Here is a 17,284-nt window from a genome sequence, read left to right as displayed (position 1 = left end):
GAGGGGTTTGTATCCGCGGAGACATACCCCTCATCCGGCGCGGATTGCATCCGCGCCACCTTCTCCCACAAGGGGAGAAGGAAAAGAAGAAATCGAGTTGCGACGGCCCGCCAGCAGTTGCTCGGCTTCGGTCGCGATGCGTTCGACGATCTCGGCCGCTGGTGGAATATCATGGATCAGGCCGACCGCCTCACCGGCGAAAACGGCCGCGATCTCGAAATCGCCTGCCATTTTGGCCGCGGCATAGTCCCTGGCGATCTCGTCGGCGCGCTGCATCAGCTCCACCTCGCGGCCCGTCCAGGTCTTAATATGGTCGTTGACCAGCGTGCGTGCGGTGAACGGAGCCGGCCAGAACAGTTTTCGCGACCAGTCGGGAACGACGCCACGCACCGTGTCGTTGCTGCCGGCGTCGCGGATGCGGCGCTTGGCCTCCTCCGCGCCGTTGGCTTCCACGCTCGCATAGAAGCGCGTGCCGACCAGCACACCCGATGCCCCCAGCATCATCATCGCGGCGAGGCCCCGGCCATCGGCGATACCGCCTGCCGCGACGACGGGCACACGTCCCGCAGCGAGATCGACGATCGCGGGCACGATGTCGACGGTGGTCCGCGATGCGCCGTGACCGCCCGCCTCCGTGCCTTGCGCGATCAGGATCTCCGCGCCGGCATCGAGGGCTTGCTTGCCCATGTCCTCGGTTTGCACCTGGCAGATCAATCGCGCGCCGCTGGCCTTGATCCGCGGCGCGAACGGGGCGACATCGCCGAACGAGAGCATCACCGCCTGCGGACGCGCCTCGAGCGCGATATCGAGCAGATCGGGTTGCCTGGCGAGGCTCCAGGTGATGAAGCCGATCCCGAACGGCGAAAAGCCCTTCAGCTCCCTCGCCTCCGTCTCGAGCCGCGCGCGATCGCCATAGCCGCCACCGAGGATGCCGAAGCCTCCGGCTTCGCTGACGGCACGGGTCAGCCGGCTGCCGGCGATCGTATCCATCGGTGCCGACAGGATCGGATGCCTGATCCCGAGAAGCTCCGTCAGCGGCGTGACGATCGGCAATGAATCCTCCCACTCTGGACAGGAAGACTAGGCGCAAATAACATTCTCCAAAATTGAATTCTTCCGAACGCAGCCATCATAAATTTGAAACGGCCAAGGAAACTGAGATGGAACTGAGCGATCTCCAGACCTTTGCCGCCGTAGCCCGCACCGGCGGCATCACCCGCGCCGCGGAGGAGCTGAATACCGTGCAATCCAACGTCACCCAGCGCGTGAAGGCGCTGGAGGCGGAGATCGGCACGCCGCTGTTCGAACGCCACAGCCGCGGCATGACGCTGACCGGCGCCGGCAAGCGGCTGTTGCCTTATGCGCAACGGATGGCCGCGCTCTCGCGCGAAGCCGTGCTGGCCGCGCGTGACGATGGCGAGCCGAAGGGACCGCTCGCGATCGGCTCGATGGAGACCACGGCGGCGGTGCGGCTGCCGCCCCTGCTCGCCAACTTCCATCGCCGCTTCCCGGCCGTGCGGTTGTCGTTGCGGACCGCGCCCACCGCCGACCTCGTCGCCGGCGTGCTCGACGGCACGCTCGACGGCGCCTTCGTGGCAGGCCCCATCATGCATGACGATCTCGTTGCGACGAGCGCCTTCCGCGAGGAGCTGGTGCTGGTCAGCGCGCGGCGCTGGAGCTCGCTCGCCGAGCTGCGCGCCGGCACGGAGGAATCCGGCCCGACAGCGCTGGTGTTCCGCACCGGCTGCACCTACCGCCAGCGGCTCGAACAGATCTTCGTCGAATTCGGCTGGCCGTCGGCGGCACGCTTCGAGCTCGGCACGCTCGACGGCATGATCGGCTGCGTTGCCGCCGACATGGGCGTGTCGTTGCTGCCGCGCGCGGTGGTCGAACGCAGTGCGATGACGGGCAGCGTCTCGATCCACACGCTCAGCGCCGCGCATGCCCGCGTCGAGACGCTCTTCATCCAGCGCCGCGCCGGACATCAGTACAGCGCGCTGAGCGGCTTTGCCGCCTGCCTGAAGCCCGACGAGGACGTCATCGCAGCCTGACGCGGTGACGCCGCGTCAGGCTGCGTTGGCTCCGGCAAGCGAGGTCCGAAAATCGCGGCACGCGCTTTCCGGATCGAGGCTCTAGAGTCGAATGTCCTCGTAGGACTCGATCCGGCGCGGGCCGACCGAGGTCGCCTCGTGCGAATCCGCGTCGCCGAGATCGCCGAAATCGAGCTTGGTCAATTTCGCAAGGTCCGCGATCGAGACCTGGAAGACGCTGACGTCCTCCTCCGACATCTTCTCGCGCAGGTCCGCCTCCTGGATGCGATCGATCCCCAGGACCAGGTTTCGCTGGCTCATCAGGAAGCCTGCCGCCTTGAGCGCGTCGCCGTCCTCATTGCGCCGGATCAGTATCTTCCAGAAATATTTCGGGATCTGAACGCCGCCGAAGCTCGGATCCTTGTGCGGCCGCCCGGAGGGATTTGGCAAATCGGAACCATCGGCGTCCGGCCCGTCGAACACCGGACCGTTCATGACGATGCCCTTCTCCTCGCCTTCGAGCAGGACGTCACGCGTGTAATCCTCCAGGCCCGCCCAGAGCTGCTTGCCCTGGTTGAACGAGAAGAATTGCGGCGAGCAGTTGGTGAAGTGGAAGGAATCGTCGCCATGCTGCTTGGCCGCGGCGACGGTGTCGCCCCAGGTCGCATCCAGGCGGCGCACCAGATGACCGCGGTCGAACGGATTCTTGCTGCGGTCCGCCTCGAGGGTCGCCTGCTTGCGGTAGAACTCGTCGCCGATCTGGGCATCGTCGTCGATGCGCGGATCTCGCAGCCAGGAATCGCCCTCGCGCTTGCCGACGTCCTGCTGCTGGCCGCCGTCGATATTGACGCAGCTGAAGAAGGCGAGCCGGCGCTCCTTGTTCATGACCACGCTGTAGTTGAAATATTTCAGCTCGGACTGCTTGGAGCTGCCCTTGAGCGTCGCGATCCGGGATTTCAGGGCGGCCGGAATCTTCGGCAGCGGCACGGCAAACTTGCCGGTGCCGAGGAAATTCGGCTTGTAGCCGGGGCGCGATTTCAGCGTGGTCTGGTCGATGTGCACGGCCTCCATGGGCAGGCCGTTATTCGCACTGATGTGGGACAGCAGGCCCCCCGGCGGCGGGATCAGCGGTATGCCGCCGTTCGGTATGCCGCCGTTGGACATGCCGCCGTTCGGCGCTCCTCCATTGCCTCCCGCCGGGCCCGGCGCGGGCGGCAGCGGAGCGAACGGAATGTCCTTCCTGAACATCGGCAGCGGCACGCGGATCGGGACCACCAGCGAGGTCCCGTCGAGCGACTGCTCGACCCAGACATTGGCGCCGAAGGCAGGCGCCGGGGCCGGCGCGCGGACCCTCTCGATCTCCTGCCGGGTCGGCGGCTCCTCCTCGTCCAGCACCGGCTTGATCATGGGATGCGAGCCGACGGCAACCTTGAGATCGGCGACGATCGCGCTGACCCGGATGCCTTCATTGGCAATCCAGTCGATCTGGGACTCGTCTGTCGCCGGCTTCCACACCTTGCCGTCCTTGGTCAGGGTGCGTCCTTGCGAATCCTTCCGCGGAACGCCGCTGTGATGCAGCGCGACCACCTGCCAGAACCGGTTGTATACTGGCGAGCCCGACGAGCCCGCCGTGGTGTCGGTGTTGTACCAGAGGAAGTCGCCGACATATTTGAGCAGCTTGTTCTCGCGGACGCAGACCTGCTTCATCTGCCCGCTGGGATGCTGGATGATGGTGAGGTACTCGCCGGGGTCCGCCTTGCCCGGCGCGCCGCTGAGCGGCAGCCATCCGAAGTCCTCCAGCTCCTCCCCGCCCGACAGCGAGGTCGGCGCCACCGCGACGATGGAAAAATCCAGCCTGTCATTGGTGTAGAAGAACTTGCTCGGCTCGAAGCCGAACCGCACCGGCACGCGCTCCTGTCCCGAGACGTCGAGCTCGTAGCTGAAATCGGCGATCGAATTGGCCGCCTCGGCCGGTTTGCCGAACACGTGATGGTTGGTCATCAGCAGGCCCGGCCCGATCAGAAAGCCCGAGCCGTAACCGAGCAGGTTCGACTTGAGATCCCTGAGCTGAATGCGGCAGACCGAGCGCGATGCGGCGGTCCCCTTGGCGAGATAGTTGATGCTGTCGAGATCATTGCCCTGGATGATCCGCTCCAGGCCGATCTCGGCCTTCTCCACGTCCTGCGTCTCGGCCAGCAACTGGCGCTGGCGCAGGCGCATCTTCTCGACGGTCATCTCGATCGGACCGTCGCCCAGCTTCCGGTTCAGGGCTTCGGGTGAGAACTCGGCTTGCTTGAATCGCCTTTCTGAGCCCGCGATCAGGCTTGGCTTGATGAGCATCGTGACCTCTCAAATGACTGGGCGAAATCTGGACGTGGTCGGGGCGCCGCAAAAATTTGCGCCAAAGGTTGCAGCGCGGGCCGGACGGCCGGTCGCTGCCGATCGTTCTGGAAATCCGGGGCCAAGCGCCCCACTACTTTAGGCCTGTAAATTTACGGCGACGCAACCAGAGCGTCAATCGATGCGCACGGGCTGCAGACGCGGCATCATGCCATGGCCTGCGAGGTCACCCGTGTGAGATTTGCCACAAATGATCGCGGGACTTTGTGCATCACGATGTCGCGCGCGCGTAGCGGCCGCCGGATCGTTTACGGCTTCAGGTACCATCGCCGCAGCGCCACGACCGCCCAGATCGCTTCGACCACGCCGAACGGCCAGGCGCCCTGGAGAAAGCCGTAGGCCGAGCCGAGCGCGCAGGAGGCGGCGAACAGCAGCACGAACCAATGGCTGCGATCTTCCAGGGCGTAGGTGACCAGCATCGCCGTGACGGCGAACAGGCCGAATAATGTCAGCGCATCCATGGTTCCGGGTTCACTCCGCAGCGCAACGCGTGATATGCGCTACGCCATGCCGGCTCTTATCCTGCCTCTCGTCGATGCTGCAACCCACTGGCCCGCGCGCGGCGCGCTGGTCGGGCTTGACCTCGGCACCAAGACCATCGGCGTTGCCGTGTCCGACCCCGATCGGCGGCTGGCGACCGGCGTCGAGACGGTCCACCGCAAGCAGTTCAAGCAGGATGCCGCCCGGCTGCTCGCGATTGCGGCCGAGCGCAGGGTGGTCGGCTTCGTGCTCGGCCTGCCCATCAACATGGACGGCAGCGAGGGCCCGCGCGCGCAATCCACACGCGCCTTCGCCCGCAATCTCGCCGGCCTCACCGCCCTCCCCATCGGCCTGTGGGACGAGCGCCTCTCGACCGCCGCCGTCGAACGCGAGCTGATCGGCATGGATGTCAGCCGCGCCAAGCGCGCCGAGGTGATCGACGAGCATGCCGCGATCTTCATCCTGCAGGGCGCGCTCGACCGCCTCGCCAATCTCCGTTCAGGGACCACCTGACCGATGGCCGTCGTGATCGCGGCACTGCTGCCGGTCTTCATCCTCATCGTGCTCGGCGTCGTGCTGAAGCGCAGCTTGATGCGGCTCGACACGCAGTGGCACGGGCTGGAGCGGCTGACCTATTTCGTGCTGTTCCCGATGCTGCTGATCCAGACGCTGGTGAAGGCCGACCTCTCCAAGGTGCCGGTCGCCGGCGTCGGCGGCGCGCTGCTGCTGTCGGCGCTGGTGATGTCGCTGCTGTGCCTCGCGCTGCGCCCTGCCCTGGCGCGGCTTGGGATCGACGGCCCCGCCTTCACCTCGATCTTCCAGGGCGCGACCCGCTGGCAGACCTTTGTCGGACTGTCGGTCTGCGCCAACATGTTCGGCGATGTCGGGCTGGCGCTCGCCTCGGTGGCGATGGTCGCGATCATCCCGCTCGTCAACGTGCTGAGCGTCGTGGTGCTCGCCCATTACGCCGCGCCGGAAAAGCAGTCGGCGCGGACCATCGTGATGACGGTAATCCGCAATCCCCTGATCTGGGCCTGCGCGATCGGGCTCTTCGTCAATGTCACCCACCTGCCCCTGCCGAAACTGTGGCACGAGGTGGCGGACGCGCTGAGCCGTTCCTCGCTCGCGATCGGCCTGCTCGTCACCGGCGCGGGCCTGCATCTCGAAGGCCTGCTGCGCCCGAGTGCCGGCGCCGCCATCGGCGTCGTCTTCAAGCTGGTGCTGATGCCGGCGCTTGCGCTCGCCCTCGCCGTCTGGTTCGGGCTATCGGGCGACAGCCTGGCGATCGTTGCGATCTGTTCCGCGGTCCCGACCTCGTCGAGCGCCTATGTCCTGGCCCGCCAGATGGGCGGCGACGCGCCGCTGCTGGCGCAGATCATCACGCTGCAGACGATCTTTGCGGCGATCACGATGCCGATCGCGATCGCGCTGGCGCAGTCCGCCTAGCTCCCCAGCCACATCGTCAGCACCACCGCCGTCAGATTGTTCAGCGCGTGCAGGATGATGGTAAGCCAAAGCGAATTGGCGCGATAGCGCATGTAGCCGAACCACAGGCCGATGGTGAAGACCTCGGCGAGGAAGTACATGTCGTATTGCAGGTGGACAATCGTCCAGACCAGTGACGACAGCAGGATCGCGCCGGGCACGCGCAGGAAGCTCGCCGACCAGCCGCGATAGAGGAAGCCGCGCGCCAGAATCTCTTCCGACATCGGAGCGGCGACGCTGAAGGCGAACAGCAGCAACAGCGCCGCGCCCTTGTCGCGGCCCGACTTCAAGAGATCGGTCATGAAGCCCGGCGTCGCCTCGCGGCCGAGCGCGCGCGACATCGTCTCCCAGACCAGCACCACCAGGATCAGCCCGACTGCACCGAACAGCAACTGCTTCCAGGACGGCCAATGCAGCGCGAGATAGTCGAGGAAGGAGGCCTTCTTGATGGCAATCGCGAGCCACACCACCAGAAGCGTCGCCGGCAGGCCCATGATCACCGACAGCGCCAGCGCCTGCGGCTCGTGCCCGACCGCCTGGACCGAAGCGAGATCCATGGGAAGGCCGCGCACGCCCGCCAGCAGAACGATGGCACCGATCTGCCCGACGAACATCGCGACGAAGATGAGAAGACCCCATAGCGCCGTGCCCCAGAACATCCAGACGCGCGGCGTCGCCGGCGTGACGGTCAGCGGCGGATTGTCGGGATTGAGGGAATCCATCAGGAGGCTTTCGTTGGGAAGACTCACGGCAGCGCCCGATCCAGCAGCGCGCGCGCCTCGACGCTCTCGAGCTCGACGGCGCCGTACATGCTGGCATGGCGGGCCGCAAGACGCGTGCTCGCGAACAGCTCGGCTTGGCGCGGCGACACGCCGTTCAGCGCGGCGGCGGCAGCCAGCAGCGCCAGCTTCTCGACCGCAAGCCTAGCGACGCGCTCGCCGTCGGCGCGGCGGAACGTCTTGCCGATGAATGCGACCGCCTCGCCTGCGCCCGGCAGGCCCTTCGTCTCGGCCGCCAGCGATTGCAGCACGGCCATGGCGGCCTCCGGCTCGCGTGAAAGCGCGCGAAGCACGTCGAGGCACATCACGTTGCCCGAGCCTTCCCAGATCGCGTTGACCGGCGACTCCCGATAGTGCCGCGCCAAAATGCCGTCCTCGACATAGCCATTGCCGCCGAGGCACTCCATGGCCTCGTAGAGGAACGGCGGCGCGCTCTTGCAGGTCCAGTATTTGATCGCTGGCGTCAGCAGCCGCATATAGGCAGCCTCCGCCGTATCGTGCGGCGTGCGGTCGAAGGCGCGGCAGAGTCTCATGACCAGCGCCGTGCTCGCCTCGACATGCAGCGCCATGTCGGAGAGCACCGCCTGCATCAAGGGCTGGTCGGCCAGATGCTTCTGGAACACGCTGCGGTGACGGGCGTGATGCAGCGCATGCGCAAGCCCCGAGCGCATCAGGCCGACGGACGCGATCGCGCAATCCTGCCGCGTCAATTGCACCATCTGGATGATGGTGCGGATGCCCTTGCCCTCCTCGCCGATCCTTTCGGCATAGGCGCCGACGAACTCAACCTCGGACGAGGCATTGGAGCGATTGCCGAGTTTGTCCTTCAGGCGCTGGAACTGGATCGCATTGATCGAGCCATCCGGCGCAAAGCGCGGCATGAAGAAGCAGGTCAGTCCCTCGTCGGCCTGCGCCAGCACCAGAAACGCGTCGCACATCGGGGCCGACATGAACCATTTGTGGCCGGTGATGCGATAGGCCTCGCCGTCGCGCACGGCGCGCGTCATGTTGGAGCGCACGTCGGTGCCGCCCTGCTTCTCGGTCATGCCCATGCCGAGCGTCATGCCGCGCTTCTCCCACCACGGCGCGAAGGTGGAATCGTAGCTCCTCGTCGACAATACCGGCATCACGCGCGCCTGCAGGTCCGGCTGCATCGCCAGCGCACCGACGGAGGCGCGCGTCATGGTGATCGGGCAGAGATGGCCGGTCTCGACCTGGGCGGCCATGTAGAATTTTGCCGCGCGAATGACTTCGGCGGCATCGCCGGCCGGCTTGCCGCTCGCGGTCCATGTCGAGTTGTGCACGCCGGCCTGAGCGCTGTGCGCCATCAGCTCGTGATAGGCCGGGTGAAACTCGACCTGGTCGCGGCGATTGCCCTTGGCGTCGAAGGTGCGCAGCTTCGGCGTGTTCTCGTTCGCGAGGCGCCCGCGATCGGCCATCGCGGCCGAACCCCAAAGCTTGCCGAACGTCGACAGCTCGCGTTCCGCCGCCGCGCCGCCATTGGCCTTCACCGCATCGACCAGCGGCAGATCCACTGTGAACAGGTCGACGTCCTCGAAAGGCGGCGACTGGTTGAAGACCTCGTGGGTCGCAAAGCTCGGCTGCGTCATCAGGTTTCCTCGGCGCGGAATCAGTTCCGGCGCGGCTGGATCGGGAAATCATAGGCTGCCCCACCCGCCCCCGGCAGGGAAAAATGCCACCACTCCTTCGAATAGTTCACAAAGCCTTGCCTCGCCATCGCAGCAACCAGCCGCTTGCGCCAGGCGCGCTGCTCCGCGGTGATCGACGGTGCTGCAGTATGGCCCTTGGTGTCGGTGCAGTCGTAACCGGTGCCCATGTCGACGCTGCCTTCGGGGGCGCGCGCTTCGACCGGCGCGGTGCAGTCGGCATAGGTTTTGGCCGGGTCGTATTTGCCGGAATTGTCGGCCTTCAGATCGACCAAAGTGAGGTCGAGCGCCGCACCCGTCGAATGCTGCGAACGGCTCGCGATGTAGCCGAGGCGGAACAGCTCGGTCTTGGGAATTTTCGGATTGTAGCGCCGCTCCGCCGCGGTCTCGCGGCCGTTCTGCGACCACTTGACCATGTCGAGCGAAGCCCGCGCCGGCCGGTAGCAGTCGAACATCTTGAGCGAGAGATTTTGCGCGGCGAGTTCCTGCTGGACCGCCTTGAGCCGCAGTCCCACCTCCTGCTTCACCACGCATTCACCGGCATTGTAACCGGCCAGCGGACGGCCGACGAAATTGTTCGCGGTGGCGTAGCGGATGTCCTGGACGATGCCGGGATCGACGTCGCGCAAGTAAACGAAGCCGCCGGGGAGCGATTGGGCGTGGGCGGCTGAGGCAGCAAAGACCACGACGATCGCAATTCGAATTGATTTCACAATATCCATCCACACGTCATGGCCGGGCTTGTCCCGGCCATCCACGACCTTTCTGCGGCCACAGTGCAAGAACGTGGATGCCCGGGACAAGCCCGGGCATGACGGAGAGAGCACCCCGACAGATCAGGGGATAACTCCCGTCCCGCGGTTTGACCCTTGCCCACCCCGCCGTCCACGCCTATAGCTCTCGTTTTAATGACATCGAAATCGACCTTCGTCCTCGGCCACCGGCATTTGCTGGGCATCGAGGGCCTTTCCGCGGCCGACATCACCGGCCTCCTCGACCTGTCCGAAGAATATGTCGAGCTCAACCGCCAGGTTGACAAGAAGCGCACCGTCCTGCGGGGACGGACGCAGGTGAACCTCTTCTTCGAGGCCTCCACCCGGACCCAATCCTCGTTCGAGCTCGCCGGCAAGCGCCTCGGCGCGGACGTCATGAACATGTCGGTCGCCTCCTCGTCCATCAAGAAGGGCGAGACGCTGATCGACACCGCGATGACGCTCAACGCGATGCACCCGGACATCCTGGTGATGCGCCATCACGCCTCGGGCGCGGTGGAACTGCTGGCCCGCAAGGTTGACGGTTCCGTGATCAATGCCGGCGACGGCGCGCACGAGCATCCGACCCAGGCCCTGCTCGACGCGCTGACGATCCGCCGCAACAAGGGCCGGATCGAAGGGCTCGTGGTCGCGATCTGCGGCGACGTGCTGCATTCGCGCGTCGCCCGCTCCAACATCATCCTGCTCAACACCATGGGCGCCCGCGTCCGCGTCGTCGGTCCCTCCACGCTGCTGCCGCCCGGCATCGAGCGGATGGGCGTCGAGGTCGCGCGCGACATGCGCGAGGGATTGAACGGCGCCGACATCGTCATGATGCTGCGGCTGCAGCGCGAGCGCATGAACGGCTCCTTCGTGCCGTCGTCCAGCGAGTACTTCAACTATTTCGGGCTCGACCAGAAGAAGCTCGGTTACGCCAAGCCGGACGCGCTCGTGATGCATCCCGGCCCCATGAACCGCGGCGTCGAGATCGACACCGCGGTCGCCGACGGCGCGCAGTCCCTGATCCGCGAACAGGTGGAGATGGGCGTGGCCGTGCGCATGGCGGTGCTGGAAGCGCTCGCCCGTAACCTGCCGAACGCGTGATGCCAATGCTGACCGATCGCCGCCCCATCCTGCTCGCCAATGCCCGCGTCGTCGATCCCTCCCGGGATTTCGACGGGGTCGCCGACGTCCTGATCGCCGACGGCACCATCCGCGAGACCCGCCGCGGCATCGGCGCGGCCGGCGTCCCCGAGGGGACCGACATCGTCAACTGCTCCGGCAAGATCGTCGCGCCCGGCCTGATCGACATGCGCGCCTTCGTCGGCGAGCCCGGCTTCAGCCACCGCGAAACCTTTGCCACCGCGAGCCAGGCGGCCGCGACCGGCGGCATCACCACCATCATCTGCCAGCCCGACACCTCTCCGGTGATCGACAATTCGGCGACCGTCGACTTCGTGATGCGCCGCGCCCGCGACACCGCGATCGTCAACATCCAGCCGATGGCCGCGCTCACCAAGGGCATGAACGGCCAGGAGATGACCGAGTTCGGCCTGCTCAAGGCGGCGGGCGCCATCGCCTTCAGCGATGGCGCCAGAAGCGTGACCAACGCACAGGTGATGCGCCGCGCGCTGACCTATGCGCGCGATTTCGACGCGCTGATCGTGCACTACACCGAGGACCCCGATCTCGTCGGCGAAGGCGTGATGAACGAAGGCGAGTTCGCCTCGCGGCTCGGCCTGATGGGCATCCCCAATGCCGCCGAGGCGGTGATCCTCGAACGCGATATGCGCCTCGTGGCGCTCACCGGCGGCCGCTATCACGCGGCCTCGCTGACCTGCATCGACTCGCTGGAGATCCTCCAGCGTTCGCGCGATGCCGGGCTCGCCGTCAGCGCCTCGGTCTCGATCAACCATCTGGCGCTGAACGAGAACGATATCGGCCCCTATCGCTCGTTCCTGAAACTGTCGCCGCCGCTGCGCACCGAGGACGACCGCCGCGCGCTGGTGGCCGCGGTGGCCTCCGGCCTCGTCGACGTCATCATGTCCGACCACAACCCGCAGGACGTCGAGGGCAAGCGCCTGCCGTTCGCGGAAGCTGCTCCCGGCGCCGTGGGCCTGGAGACCATGCTGCCGGCTGGTCTTCGCCTCGTGCACAATGGCGAGCTGGAACTGAAGACGCTGATCCGCGCGATGTCGACCCGGCCGGCCGAGCTGCTCGGCCTGCCCGGCGGAACCCTGCGCGTGGGAAGCCCCGCCGACCTCGTCGTGATCGACCCCGATGTGCCCTGGGTGGTCGATCCCGCCGACCTCAAATCGCCCTGCAAGAACACCCCGTTCGACGAGGCCCGCTTTACAGGCCGCGCGGTGCGCACCATTGTCGGCGGCCGCACGGTGTACGAGCATGTCTGACGCGAAATCCAGCCTCGCGAAATCCAGCCTTGGGAGCTGCCGCCATGGGGCTTGAAGCATTTCTGCCGGTGGCCTTCGTCATCGGCTATCTCTTCGGCTCGATTCCGTTCGGCCTGGTCCTGACCCGGCTCGCCGGCACGCAGGATATCCGTTCGATCGGCTCCGGCAGCATCGGCGCGACCAACGTGCTGCGCACCGGCAACAAGGGCCTTGCCGCGGGCACATTGCTGCTCGATGCGCTCAAGGGTACGGCCGCGGTGGTGATCGCTGGCTACATCGCGGGTCCCAACGCCGCCATGGTGGCCGGGCTCGGCGCCTTCCTCGGCCATCTCTTCCCGGTCTGGCTGAAATTCAGAGGCGGCAAGGGCGTCGCGACCTATATCGGCGTCCTGCTCGGCCTGTTCTGGCCCGGCATGGTGGTGTTCTGCCTGCTTTGGCTGGCGACCGCCTTCACCACCCGCTACTCGTCGCTCTCTGCGCTGGTGGCCGCGTTCATCACGCCGGTGTTCCTGTGGTGGTTCGGCCATCTCGCGCTTGCAGCACTGTTCGCGGTGCTGACGCTGCTGATGTTCTACGCGCATCGCGAGAACATCAAGCGGCTGCAAGCCGGCAGGGAAAGCCGAATCGGCGAGAAGGCGTAGACGCGTTACGAGCTGCGTCCAAAGCCAGGGCATCTACGGATACCGAAGCACCCTCTCTGCATTATATGTCAAATCCTGTTCGCAACTGACGGCGCGTTCGTGCCCGGCAGTAGCGAAGCGGTTCCATGCCTGTCATCCTGACAGTCGAGATGGCGTTACGCGGTTGCTCAAAATGAGCGAGAAGATTGTCGGCGCGCATGACGGGGTTGGTTCGCAGGGTGCTGTCCGCACCGCGGCAAGCCGGCTGCTCTCGACCACCGACATCTGGTCCGACGCGCCCTCGCCGCCTCCCGCACCAGATCCCATTCGTGTTCCGTCGCCGGCAGCCGCGCCGGTTGCGCAAGCACCTGCAACGATCGAGGTCATGACAAAGGCTGCGCCGGCCGCAGCCGCGCCGGCTTGCGCCAAGCAATGGCCTCCCCGACGGCTGTCGCTCGCGCTGCAAGGCGGTGGCACCTTTGCCGCGTTCACCTGGGGCGTGCTCGAGCGGCTGCTGGAAGAGCCGATCGAGATCGACACGATCAGCGGCGCCAGCGCCGGCGCGATCAATGCGCTCCTCCTCGCCTCCGGCCTTGCCGAAGGCGGCCGCGAGGCCGCGCGCAGCCGGTTGAGCCGGTTCTGGCTCCGCCTGCTGCACGAGGCCTCGTTCCGCTCGCTGATGCTGGTCGGCGGTTTCTCGCCGGCGGGAAGCTCGGTCGCATTCGGTCCAACGCTGCGCTCCGGCCAGTTCGATCCGGTCGATCTCGATCCGCTCAGGCAGGCGCTGTCGCGCGACATCAACTTCGCGGCGCTGAGCGATCCCGGCGCGCCAAGACTTCTGATCGCCGCGACGCGGATCCGCGACGGGCAGCAGCAGATCTTTCACAACGAGGCCCTTACCGCCGACGTCGCGCTGGCCTCGACCTGTCCGCCGCTGGTTCATTGTGCCGTCGAGATCGAGGGCGAGGCCTATTGGGACGGCGGCTTCGGCGGCAATCCGCCGTTGCTGCGGCTGGCGCAGGAGACGGCGACCTCCGACGTCCTGCTCGTCCAGGTCACGCCGGCGCGCGACAGCTATGTGCCGATCACGCTTGCCGCAATCGACCGCCGGCTCGACCAGATCGCCGCCAACGCCGCGCTCAATGCCGAGATCGCGGCGATCGCATGGGCGCAGTCGCATACTGCGAATTCGCTGCGGCTCACCCGGATCGCGGCCGAGGACTCCGTGGACGGCCTGGCGCAGCGCTCGTCGACCGATCTCGGCCGCGGCTTCATCCGGCTGCTGCACCGGAGCGGCCGCGCGGCCGCCGAACGCTGGCTCGGGCAAGATGCAAAAGCAGGCGCGCCGCTCTCCGCGCCCGTCGCCTTCGAACCCGCGCTAGCCTGACTTCGCCAGCGCCTGCTCGAGGAACCACGCCGTCGCGAGCGCGCGCGGGTCATTGCCGAAACGGGCGATCACCTGCACGCCGATCGGCAGGCCACCCACCTTCAACACCGGCACGTTGACGCACGGGTTGCCCATCAGCGTCCACAGCCGGTTGTAGCGAGGATCGCCCGTGGTCGCGAGCTCCTTGGCCGGCGGCGTGCCCGGCGCCGAATAGGTCAGCAGCACATCGACGCCCTCGAACACCTCGCCGAGCTCGCGGCGGCCGCGGCGGCTGATCCGGCGCGCCTCGTCATAGTCCTTCGGCGTCAGTCCGACCGACGCATCGAGGCTGGCGCGCAGCATCGGCGCGATCTCGTCGTGACGTTCCGAAAACTCCCAGGCGAGCGCGCGATGCGCCTCGAACTCCTGGACGATGGGGTGTATACGCCAAGCTTCCTGCACGGCCTCGGGCAGATCAATGGTCTGCACGCTGGCACCGGCACGCTCCGCCGCCTTGACCGCGGCGAGCAGGCCCTCTTCCGCGGCCGGCTCGACGCTGCCTGCGAACTCCTGCCTGACCACGCCGATGCGCGGCGCCGTCGCCGGCACGATGCCGGAGAATTCGGTGCGGCCGGTCATGGCGAGGAGACCGCGCGCGAGATCCTCCGCGCGCGCGCCGAACAGGCCGACCGTATCGAGCGCCCACGAATAGCACTTCACGCCGACCGTCGGCAGCATCCGGAACGACGGCTTGATGGCGGCGGTCCCGCAATAGGCGGCGGGCCGGATCACCGAGCCGCCGGTCTGGGTGCCCAGCGCCAGCGGAATCATGCCGGCGCCGACGGCCGCCGCCGAGCCCGAGGACGAGCCGCCGGGCGAGTGGCCGAGATTGTGCGGATTGAGCGTCGGCGTCGGATCACGCGAGGCGAACGCCGTCGTCGTGGTCTTGCCGATGATGGTGGCACCCGCCCGCTTCAGCATCATCACGACAGGCGCATCGGCGCGCGGCTGCCAGCCGCGATAGATCTCCGAGCCCATCTCGGTCGGCATGTCGGCGGTGTCGATGATGTCCTTGATGCCGACGGCGATGCCGCGCAGCGGGCCGGCGCCTTGCGCCTTCGCAGCCTTGTCGTGCCGGACGAAGGCGCGGACGTCCTTCTCCTTGGCCTCGATCGCCGCATGCGACTGGGCGATGGCGGCATCAGGCGACAACTCGCCGGCTTCGATGCGGCGCTGGAGGTCGGCGAGTGAGATCATGGGAATTCCTAGGTGAAGGTGCCACGGTCGCTGAATGGCAGAGGCAAGCCATGCTCATCCAGCACGGCCTTGTAGTCATTGAGGTACGACCAAAGCCGGTTTCTGAGCTGATTGGCATTCTCGTACGCTTCCGACGAGCGGTCGAGAGCCGAACAGACATCATCTGCCATGCAGCAGAGCGAGTGAAGAGTATCCCCCTGGACCAGCACGCCGGGGAATTGCCGTGCCGGGTGGCGCATCACCGCCGCATTCGTGGTGTCGGCGAAAATCTCGACCGGTGCGACACGCATTCCAATGCCTCAGAAACTGATCCACTTGGCTTTCATCCGTTTATTTGGGTGTCGCAGCCGGGTCCAGCCTCTTCCATACGCTCCCAGGTTGTTCCATGCTGTCCCCACAAGGAGACGCCGTGGACGCCATCAATCCAAGCGTGGAGCTGACCGAGGCTGAGCGGATCGACCGCTTGCGGCTGATCCGTTCCGACAATGTTGGACCGCGCACCTTCCGCTCGCTGGTCGATCATTTCGGCAGCGCGCGCGCCGCGCTGGAGCGGCTGCCTGATCTCGCACGCCGCGGCGGTGCGCAGCGGTCGGGCCGCATCTGCAGCGCCGATGAGGCCAAGGCCGAGCTCGCCGCGAGCCGAAAGTTCGGCATCGCCTGGTTGGCGCCCGGCGAGGACGGCTATCCGTCGCGGCTGGCGATGATCGACGATGCGCCGCCTTTGCTCGCGGTGCGCGGCGACACGAAAACCCTGATGCGGCCGATGATCGCGATCGTCGGCTCGCGCAACGCGTCGGGGGCCGGGCTGAAATTCGCAGGCCAGCTCGCGCACGAACTCGGCGAGGCCGGCTTCGTCGTCATCTCCGGGCTGGCGCGCGGTGTCGATCAGGCCGCGCATCGCACCAGCGTCGCGAGCGGCACCATCGCCGTGCTGGCCGGCGGCCACGACTGCATCTATCCGCCCGAGCATGGCGATCTGCTCACTGCGATCCTCGATCACGAGGGCGCTGCTATCTCCGAGATGCCGCTCGGCCACGAGCCGCGCGCCCGCGACTTCCCCCGCCGCAACCGCCTGATCTCGGGCGCGTCGCTCGGCGTCGTCGTAGTCGAGGCGGCGCATCGCTCGGGCTCGCTGATCACCGCGCGGATGGCGGCCGAACAGGGCCGCGAGGTGTTCGCCGTTCCCGGCTCGCCGCTCGATCCGCGCGCCGCCGGCGCCAACGACCTGATCAAGCAGGGCGCAACGCTCGTCACCGAAGCTGCCGACATCATCAACGCGGTTCAGCCGATCATGGAGCGGCCGCTGATGCACCCGATGAACGAGCCCGACAGCGAGCCGTTCGAGAGCGATCCGCAAGGCCATGACCGCGACCAGATCACCGGCCTGCTCGGCCCCGCGCCTGTCACGATCGACGATCTCGTGCGGATGTCCGGCGCCTCGCCCGCGATCGTGCGAACCGTGCTGCTGGAGCTCGAGCTCGCCGGAAAGCTCGAGCGTCACGGCGGCGGATTGGTGTCGCTGATCTAGCGATCGTTGCGCTGGTCGAACTTCGTCCGCGCGGCCTCGATCTGCACCAGATGGTCCTTTGCCCAGCTCCCGAGCGCCTCCACCGGGCGCGTCAGCCCGCGGCCGAGATCGGTCAGCTCGTAGTCCACGCGCGGCGGGATGGTCGGGAAGATCGTGCGCGTGACGAGGCCGTCGCGCTCCAGCCCGCGCAGCGTCAGGGTCAGCATCCGCTGCGAGATGCCGTTGATCATGCGCTTCAGCTCGTTGAAGCGCTTCGGCCCGTCGCTCAGCATCATGATGACGAACACGCTCCATTTGTCGCCGACGCGCGACAGCACGGAGGCGACCCCGCGGCAGTCCGCGTGGTTGGGGTCCGGCATGGGATCAGGCCGCTGCAATGGGCCTGAAGCCGGCCGCGGCGGTGCAGGCAAATCGGTGTTCTCAGGTTTCAAGAATGTGCCCATGGCTCAAAAAAGTGCGTTCTTGCGGGGATTTCGACAGTCACTCATGTAGCGCTGGTTACAAACTTA

Annotated in this window: 17 protein-coding genes; 8 read left to right on the top strand and 9 right to left on the bottom strand. The window is 66.7% G+C overall.

The window, feature by feature from the left end:
* Positions 1 to 30 precede the first annotated feature (30 nt).
* Entirely contained in the window at positions 31 to 1,053 is a 1,023-nt protein-coding gene (locus tag QRQ56_RS04115; protein WP_438737753.1) for an NAD(P)H-dependent flavin oxidoreductase, read from the bottom strand.
* Between the two features lie 107 nt (positions 1,054 to 1,160).
* On the opposite strand from QRQ56_RS04115, the gene QRQ56_RS04110 reads away from it, so the two are divergent.
* Positions 1,161 to 2,051, top strand: a complete 891-nt coding sequence (locus QRQ56_RS04110) for a LysR substrate-binding domain-containing protein (protein ID WP_438737751.1) — start codon at positions 1,161 to 1,163, stop codon at positions 2,049 to 2,051.
* Positions 2,052 to 2,132: 81 nt separating this feature from the next.
* On the opposite strand, the gene QRQ56_RS04105 is transcribed toward QRQ56_RS04110, so the two are convergent.
* Entirely contained in the window at positions 2,133 to 4,370 is a 2,238-nt protein-coding gene (locus QRQ56_RS04105; RefSeq protein ID WP_438737750.1) for a DNA/RNA non-specific endonuclease, read from the bottom strand.
* A gap of 308 nt (positions 4,371 to 4,678) precedes the next feature.
* Positions 4,679 to 4,891: a hypothetical protein gene (locus QRQ56_RS04100; RefSeq protein WP_438737749.1), complete on the bottom strand. Its 213-nt coding sequence runs from the start codon at positions 4,889 to 4,891 to the stop codon at positions 4,679 to 4,681.
* Positions 4,892 to 4,937: 46 nt separating this feature from the next.
* Between QRQ56_RS04100 and ruvX the strand changes: the two genes are divergently transcribed.
* Positions 4,938 to 5,423: a Holliday junction resolvase RuvX gene (ruvX, locus tag QRQ56_RS04095; RefSeq protein WP_438737748.1), complete on the top strand. Its 486-nt coding sequence runs from the start codon at positions 4,938 to 4,940 to the stop codon at positions 5,421 to 5,423.
* Between the two features lie 3 nt (positions 5,424 to 5,426).
* Positions 5,427 to 6,356, top strand: coding sequence for an AEC family transporter (locus QRQ56_RS04090; protein ID WP_438737747.1), 930 nt, complete (start codon positions 5,427 to 5,429; stop codon positions 6,354 to 6,356).
* Here the strand turns inward: QRQ56_RS04090 and QRQ56_RS04085 are convergent.
* From QRQ56_RS04085 to QRQ56_RS04075, 3 genes are read right to left on the bottom strand one after another with little or no spacing between them, the layout of a single operon-like run.
* Positions 6,353 to 7,117: a lysostaphin resistance A-like protein gene (locus tag QRQ56_RS04085; protein ID WP_438737746.1), complete on the bottom strand. Its 765-nt coding sequence runs from the start codon at positions 7,115 to 7,117 to the stop codon at positions 6,353 to 6,355. The two genes, QRQ56_RS04090 and QRQ56_RS04085, sit on opposite strands and share 4 nt — an antisense overlap.
* A gap of 23 nt (positions 7,118 to 7,140) precedes the next feature.
* Positions 7,141 to 8,784: an isovaleryl-CoA dehydrogenase gene (locus tag QRQ56_RS04080; RefSeq protein WP_438737745.1), complete on the bottom strand. Its 1,644-nt coding sequence runs from the start codon at positions 8,782 to 8,784 to the stop codon at positions 7,141 to 7,143.
* Positions 8,785 to 8,804: 20 nt separating this feature from the next.
* A complete protein-coding gene (locus tag QRQ56_RS04075; RefSeq protein WP_438737744.1) occupies positions 8,805 to 9,563 on the bottom strand; it encodes a M15 family metallopeptidase in 759 nt (252 codons plus the stop codon).
* Positions 9,564 to 9,749: 186 nt separating this feature from the next.
* Here QRQ56_RS04075 and QRQ56_RS04070 point away from each other — a divergent pair, with 186 nt between their 5' ends.
* The 4 genes from QRQ56_RS04070 to QRQ56_RS04055 all read left to right on the top strand — a co-directional run bounded on the left by QRQ56_RS04070 (position 9,750) and on the right by QRQ56_RS04055 (position 14,011).
* Positions 9,750 to 10,697, top strand: coding sequence for an aspartate carbamoyltransferase catalytic subunit (locus tag QRQ56_RS04070; RefSeq protein ID WP_438737743.1), 948 nt, complete (start codon positions 9,750 to 9,752; stop codon positions 10,695 to 10,697).
* A 5-nt stretch (positions 10,698 to 10,702) separates the two neighbouring features.
* The gene (locus QRQ56_RS04065; protein ID WP_438740058.1) at positions 10,703 to 12,004 is read left to right on the top strand and encodes a dihydroorotase; all 1,302 of its coding nucleotides are present in this window, start codon (positions 10,703 to 10,705) and stop codon (positions 12,002 to 12,004) included.
* A 44-nt stretch (positions 12,005 to 12,048) separates the two neighbouring features.
* On the top strand, positions 12,049 to 12,645 hold the full coding sequence (gene plsY / locus QRQ56_RS04060; protein ID WP_438737742.1) for a glycerol-3-phosphate 1-O-acyltransferase PlsY: 597 nt from the start codon (positions 12,049 to 12,051) through the stop codon (positions 12,643 to 12,645).
* Between the two features lie 172 nt (positions 12,646 to 12,817).
* Positions 12,818 to 14,011 (top strand): patatin-like phospholipase family protein, encoded by a 1,194-nt coding sequence (locus tag QRQ56_RS04055; protein WP_438737741.1) that lies wholly within the window; start codon positions 12,818 to 12,820, stop codon positions 14,009 to 14,011.
* Here the strand turns inward: QRQ56_RS04055 and QRQ56_RS04050 are convergent.
* Positions 14,003 to 15,247 carry an amidase gene (locus QRQ56_RS04050; protein WP_438737740.1) on the bottom strand — a complete coding sequence of 415 codons (1,245 nt, stop codon included), beginning with the start codon at positions 15,245 to 15,247 and terminating at the stop codon, positions 14,003 to 14,005. The genes QRQ56_RS04055 and QRQ56_RS04050 overlap by 9 nt on opposite strands.
* Before the next feature lie 8 nt (positions 15,248 to 15,255).
* Entirely contained in the window at positions 15,256 to 15,537 is a 282-nt protein-coding gene (locus QRQ56_RS04045; protein ID WP_438737739.1) for a DUF6959 family protein, read from the bottom strand.
* A gap of 95 nt (positions 15,538 to 15,632) precedes the next feature.
* Here QRQ56_RS04045 and dprA point away from each other — a divergent pair, with 95 nt between their 5' ends.
* Positions 15,633 to 16,775 carry a DNA-processing protein DprA gene (gene dprA, locus QRQ56_RS04040; RefSeq protein WP_438737738.1) on the top strand — a complete coding sequence of 381 codons (1,143 nt, stop codon included), beginning with the start codon at positions 15,633 to 15,635 and terminating at the stop codon, positions 16,773 to 16,775.
* Here the strand turns inward: dprA and QRQ56_RS04035 are convergent.
* On the bottom strand, positions 16,772 to 17,218 hold the full coding sequence (locus QRQ56_RS04035) for a winged helix-turn-helix transcriptional regulator (RefSeq protein WP_438737737.1): 447 nt from the start codon (positions 17,216 to 17,218) through the stop codon (positions 16,772 to 16,774). The two genes, dprA and QRQ56_RS04035, sit on opposite strands and share 4 nt — an antisense overlap.
* Positions 17,219 to 17,284 lie beyond the last annotated feature (66 nt).

Source organism: Bradyrhizobium sp. U531, from assembly GCF_051710265.1.
Taxonomy (GTDB): domain Bacteria; phylum Pseudomonadota; class Alphaproteobacteria; order Rhizobiales; family Xanthobacteraceae; genus Bradyrhizobium.
The sequence above is the reverse complement of the archived record's forward strand: the minus strand, read 5'-3'. Positions and strand labels throughout refer to the sequence as shown.

Coding starts and splice junctions, on each gene's coding strand:
- QRQ56_RS04035 (WP_438737737.1), bottom strand. CDS start 17,218: ATGGGCACATTCTTGAAACCTGAGAACACCGATTTGCCTGCACCGCCG.
- QRQ56_RS04045 (WP_438737739.1), bottom strand. CDS start 15,537: ATGCGTGTCGCACCGGTCGAGATTTTCGCCGACACCACGAATGCGGCG.
- dprA (WP_438737738.1), top strand. CDS start 15,633: ATGCTGTCCCCACAAGGAGACGCCGTGGACGCCATCAATCCAAGCGTG.
- QRQ56_RS04105 (WP_438737750.1), bottom strand. CDS start 4,370: ATGCTCATCAAGCCAAGCCTGATCGCGGGCTCAGAAAGGCGATTCAAG.
- QRQ56_RS04065 (WP_438740058.1), top strand. CDS start 10,703: ATGCTGACCGATCGCCGCCCCATCCTGCTCGCCAATGCCCGCGTCGTC.
- QRQ56_RS04070 (WP_438737743.1), top strand. CDS start 9,750: ATGACATCGAAATCGACCTTCGTCCTCGGCCACCGGCATTTGCTGGGC.
- ruvX (WP_438737748.1), top strand. CDS start 4,938: ATGCCGGCTCTTATCCTGCCTCTCGTCGATGCTGCAACCCACTGGCCC.
- QRQ56_RS04075 (WP_438737744.1), bottom strand. CDS start 9,563: ATGGATATTGTGAAATCAATTCGAATTGCGATCGTCGTGGTCTTTGCT.
- plsY (WP_438737742.1), top strand. CDS start 12,049: ATGGGGCTTGAAGCATTTCTGCCGGTGGCCTTCGTCATCGGCTATCTC.
- QRQ56_RS04050 (WP_438737740.1), bottom strand. CDS start 15,247: ATGATCTCACTCGCCGACCTCCAGCGCCGCATCGAAGCCGGCGAGTTG.
- QRQ56_RS04090 (WP_438737747.1), top strand. CDS start 5,427: ATGGCCGTCGTGATCGCGGCACTGCTGCCGGTCTTCATCCTCATCGTG.
- QRQ56_RS04110 (WP_438737751.1), top strand. CDS start 1,161: ATGGAACTGAGCGATCTCCAGACCTTTGCCGCCGTAGCCCGCACCGGC.
- QRQ56_RS04085 (WP_438737746.1), bottom strand. CDS start 7,117: ATGGATTCCCTCAATCCCGACAATCCGCCGCTGACCGTCACGCCGGCG.
- QRQ56_RS04080 (WP_438737745.1), bottom strand. CDS start 8,784: ATGACGCAGCCGAGCTTTGCGACCCACGAGGTCTTCAACCAGTCGCCG.
- QRQ56_RS04100 (WP_438737749.1), bottom strand. CDS start 4,891: ATGGATGCGCTGACATTATTCGGCCTGTTCGCCGTCACGGCGATGCTG.
- QRQ56_RS04055 (WP_438737741.1), top strand. CDS start 12,818: ATGAGCGAGAAGATTGTCGGCGCGCATGACGGGGTTGGTTCGCAGGGT.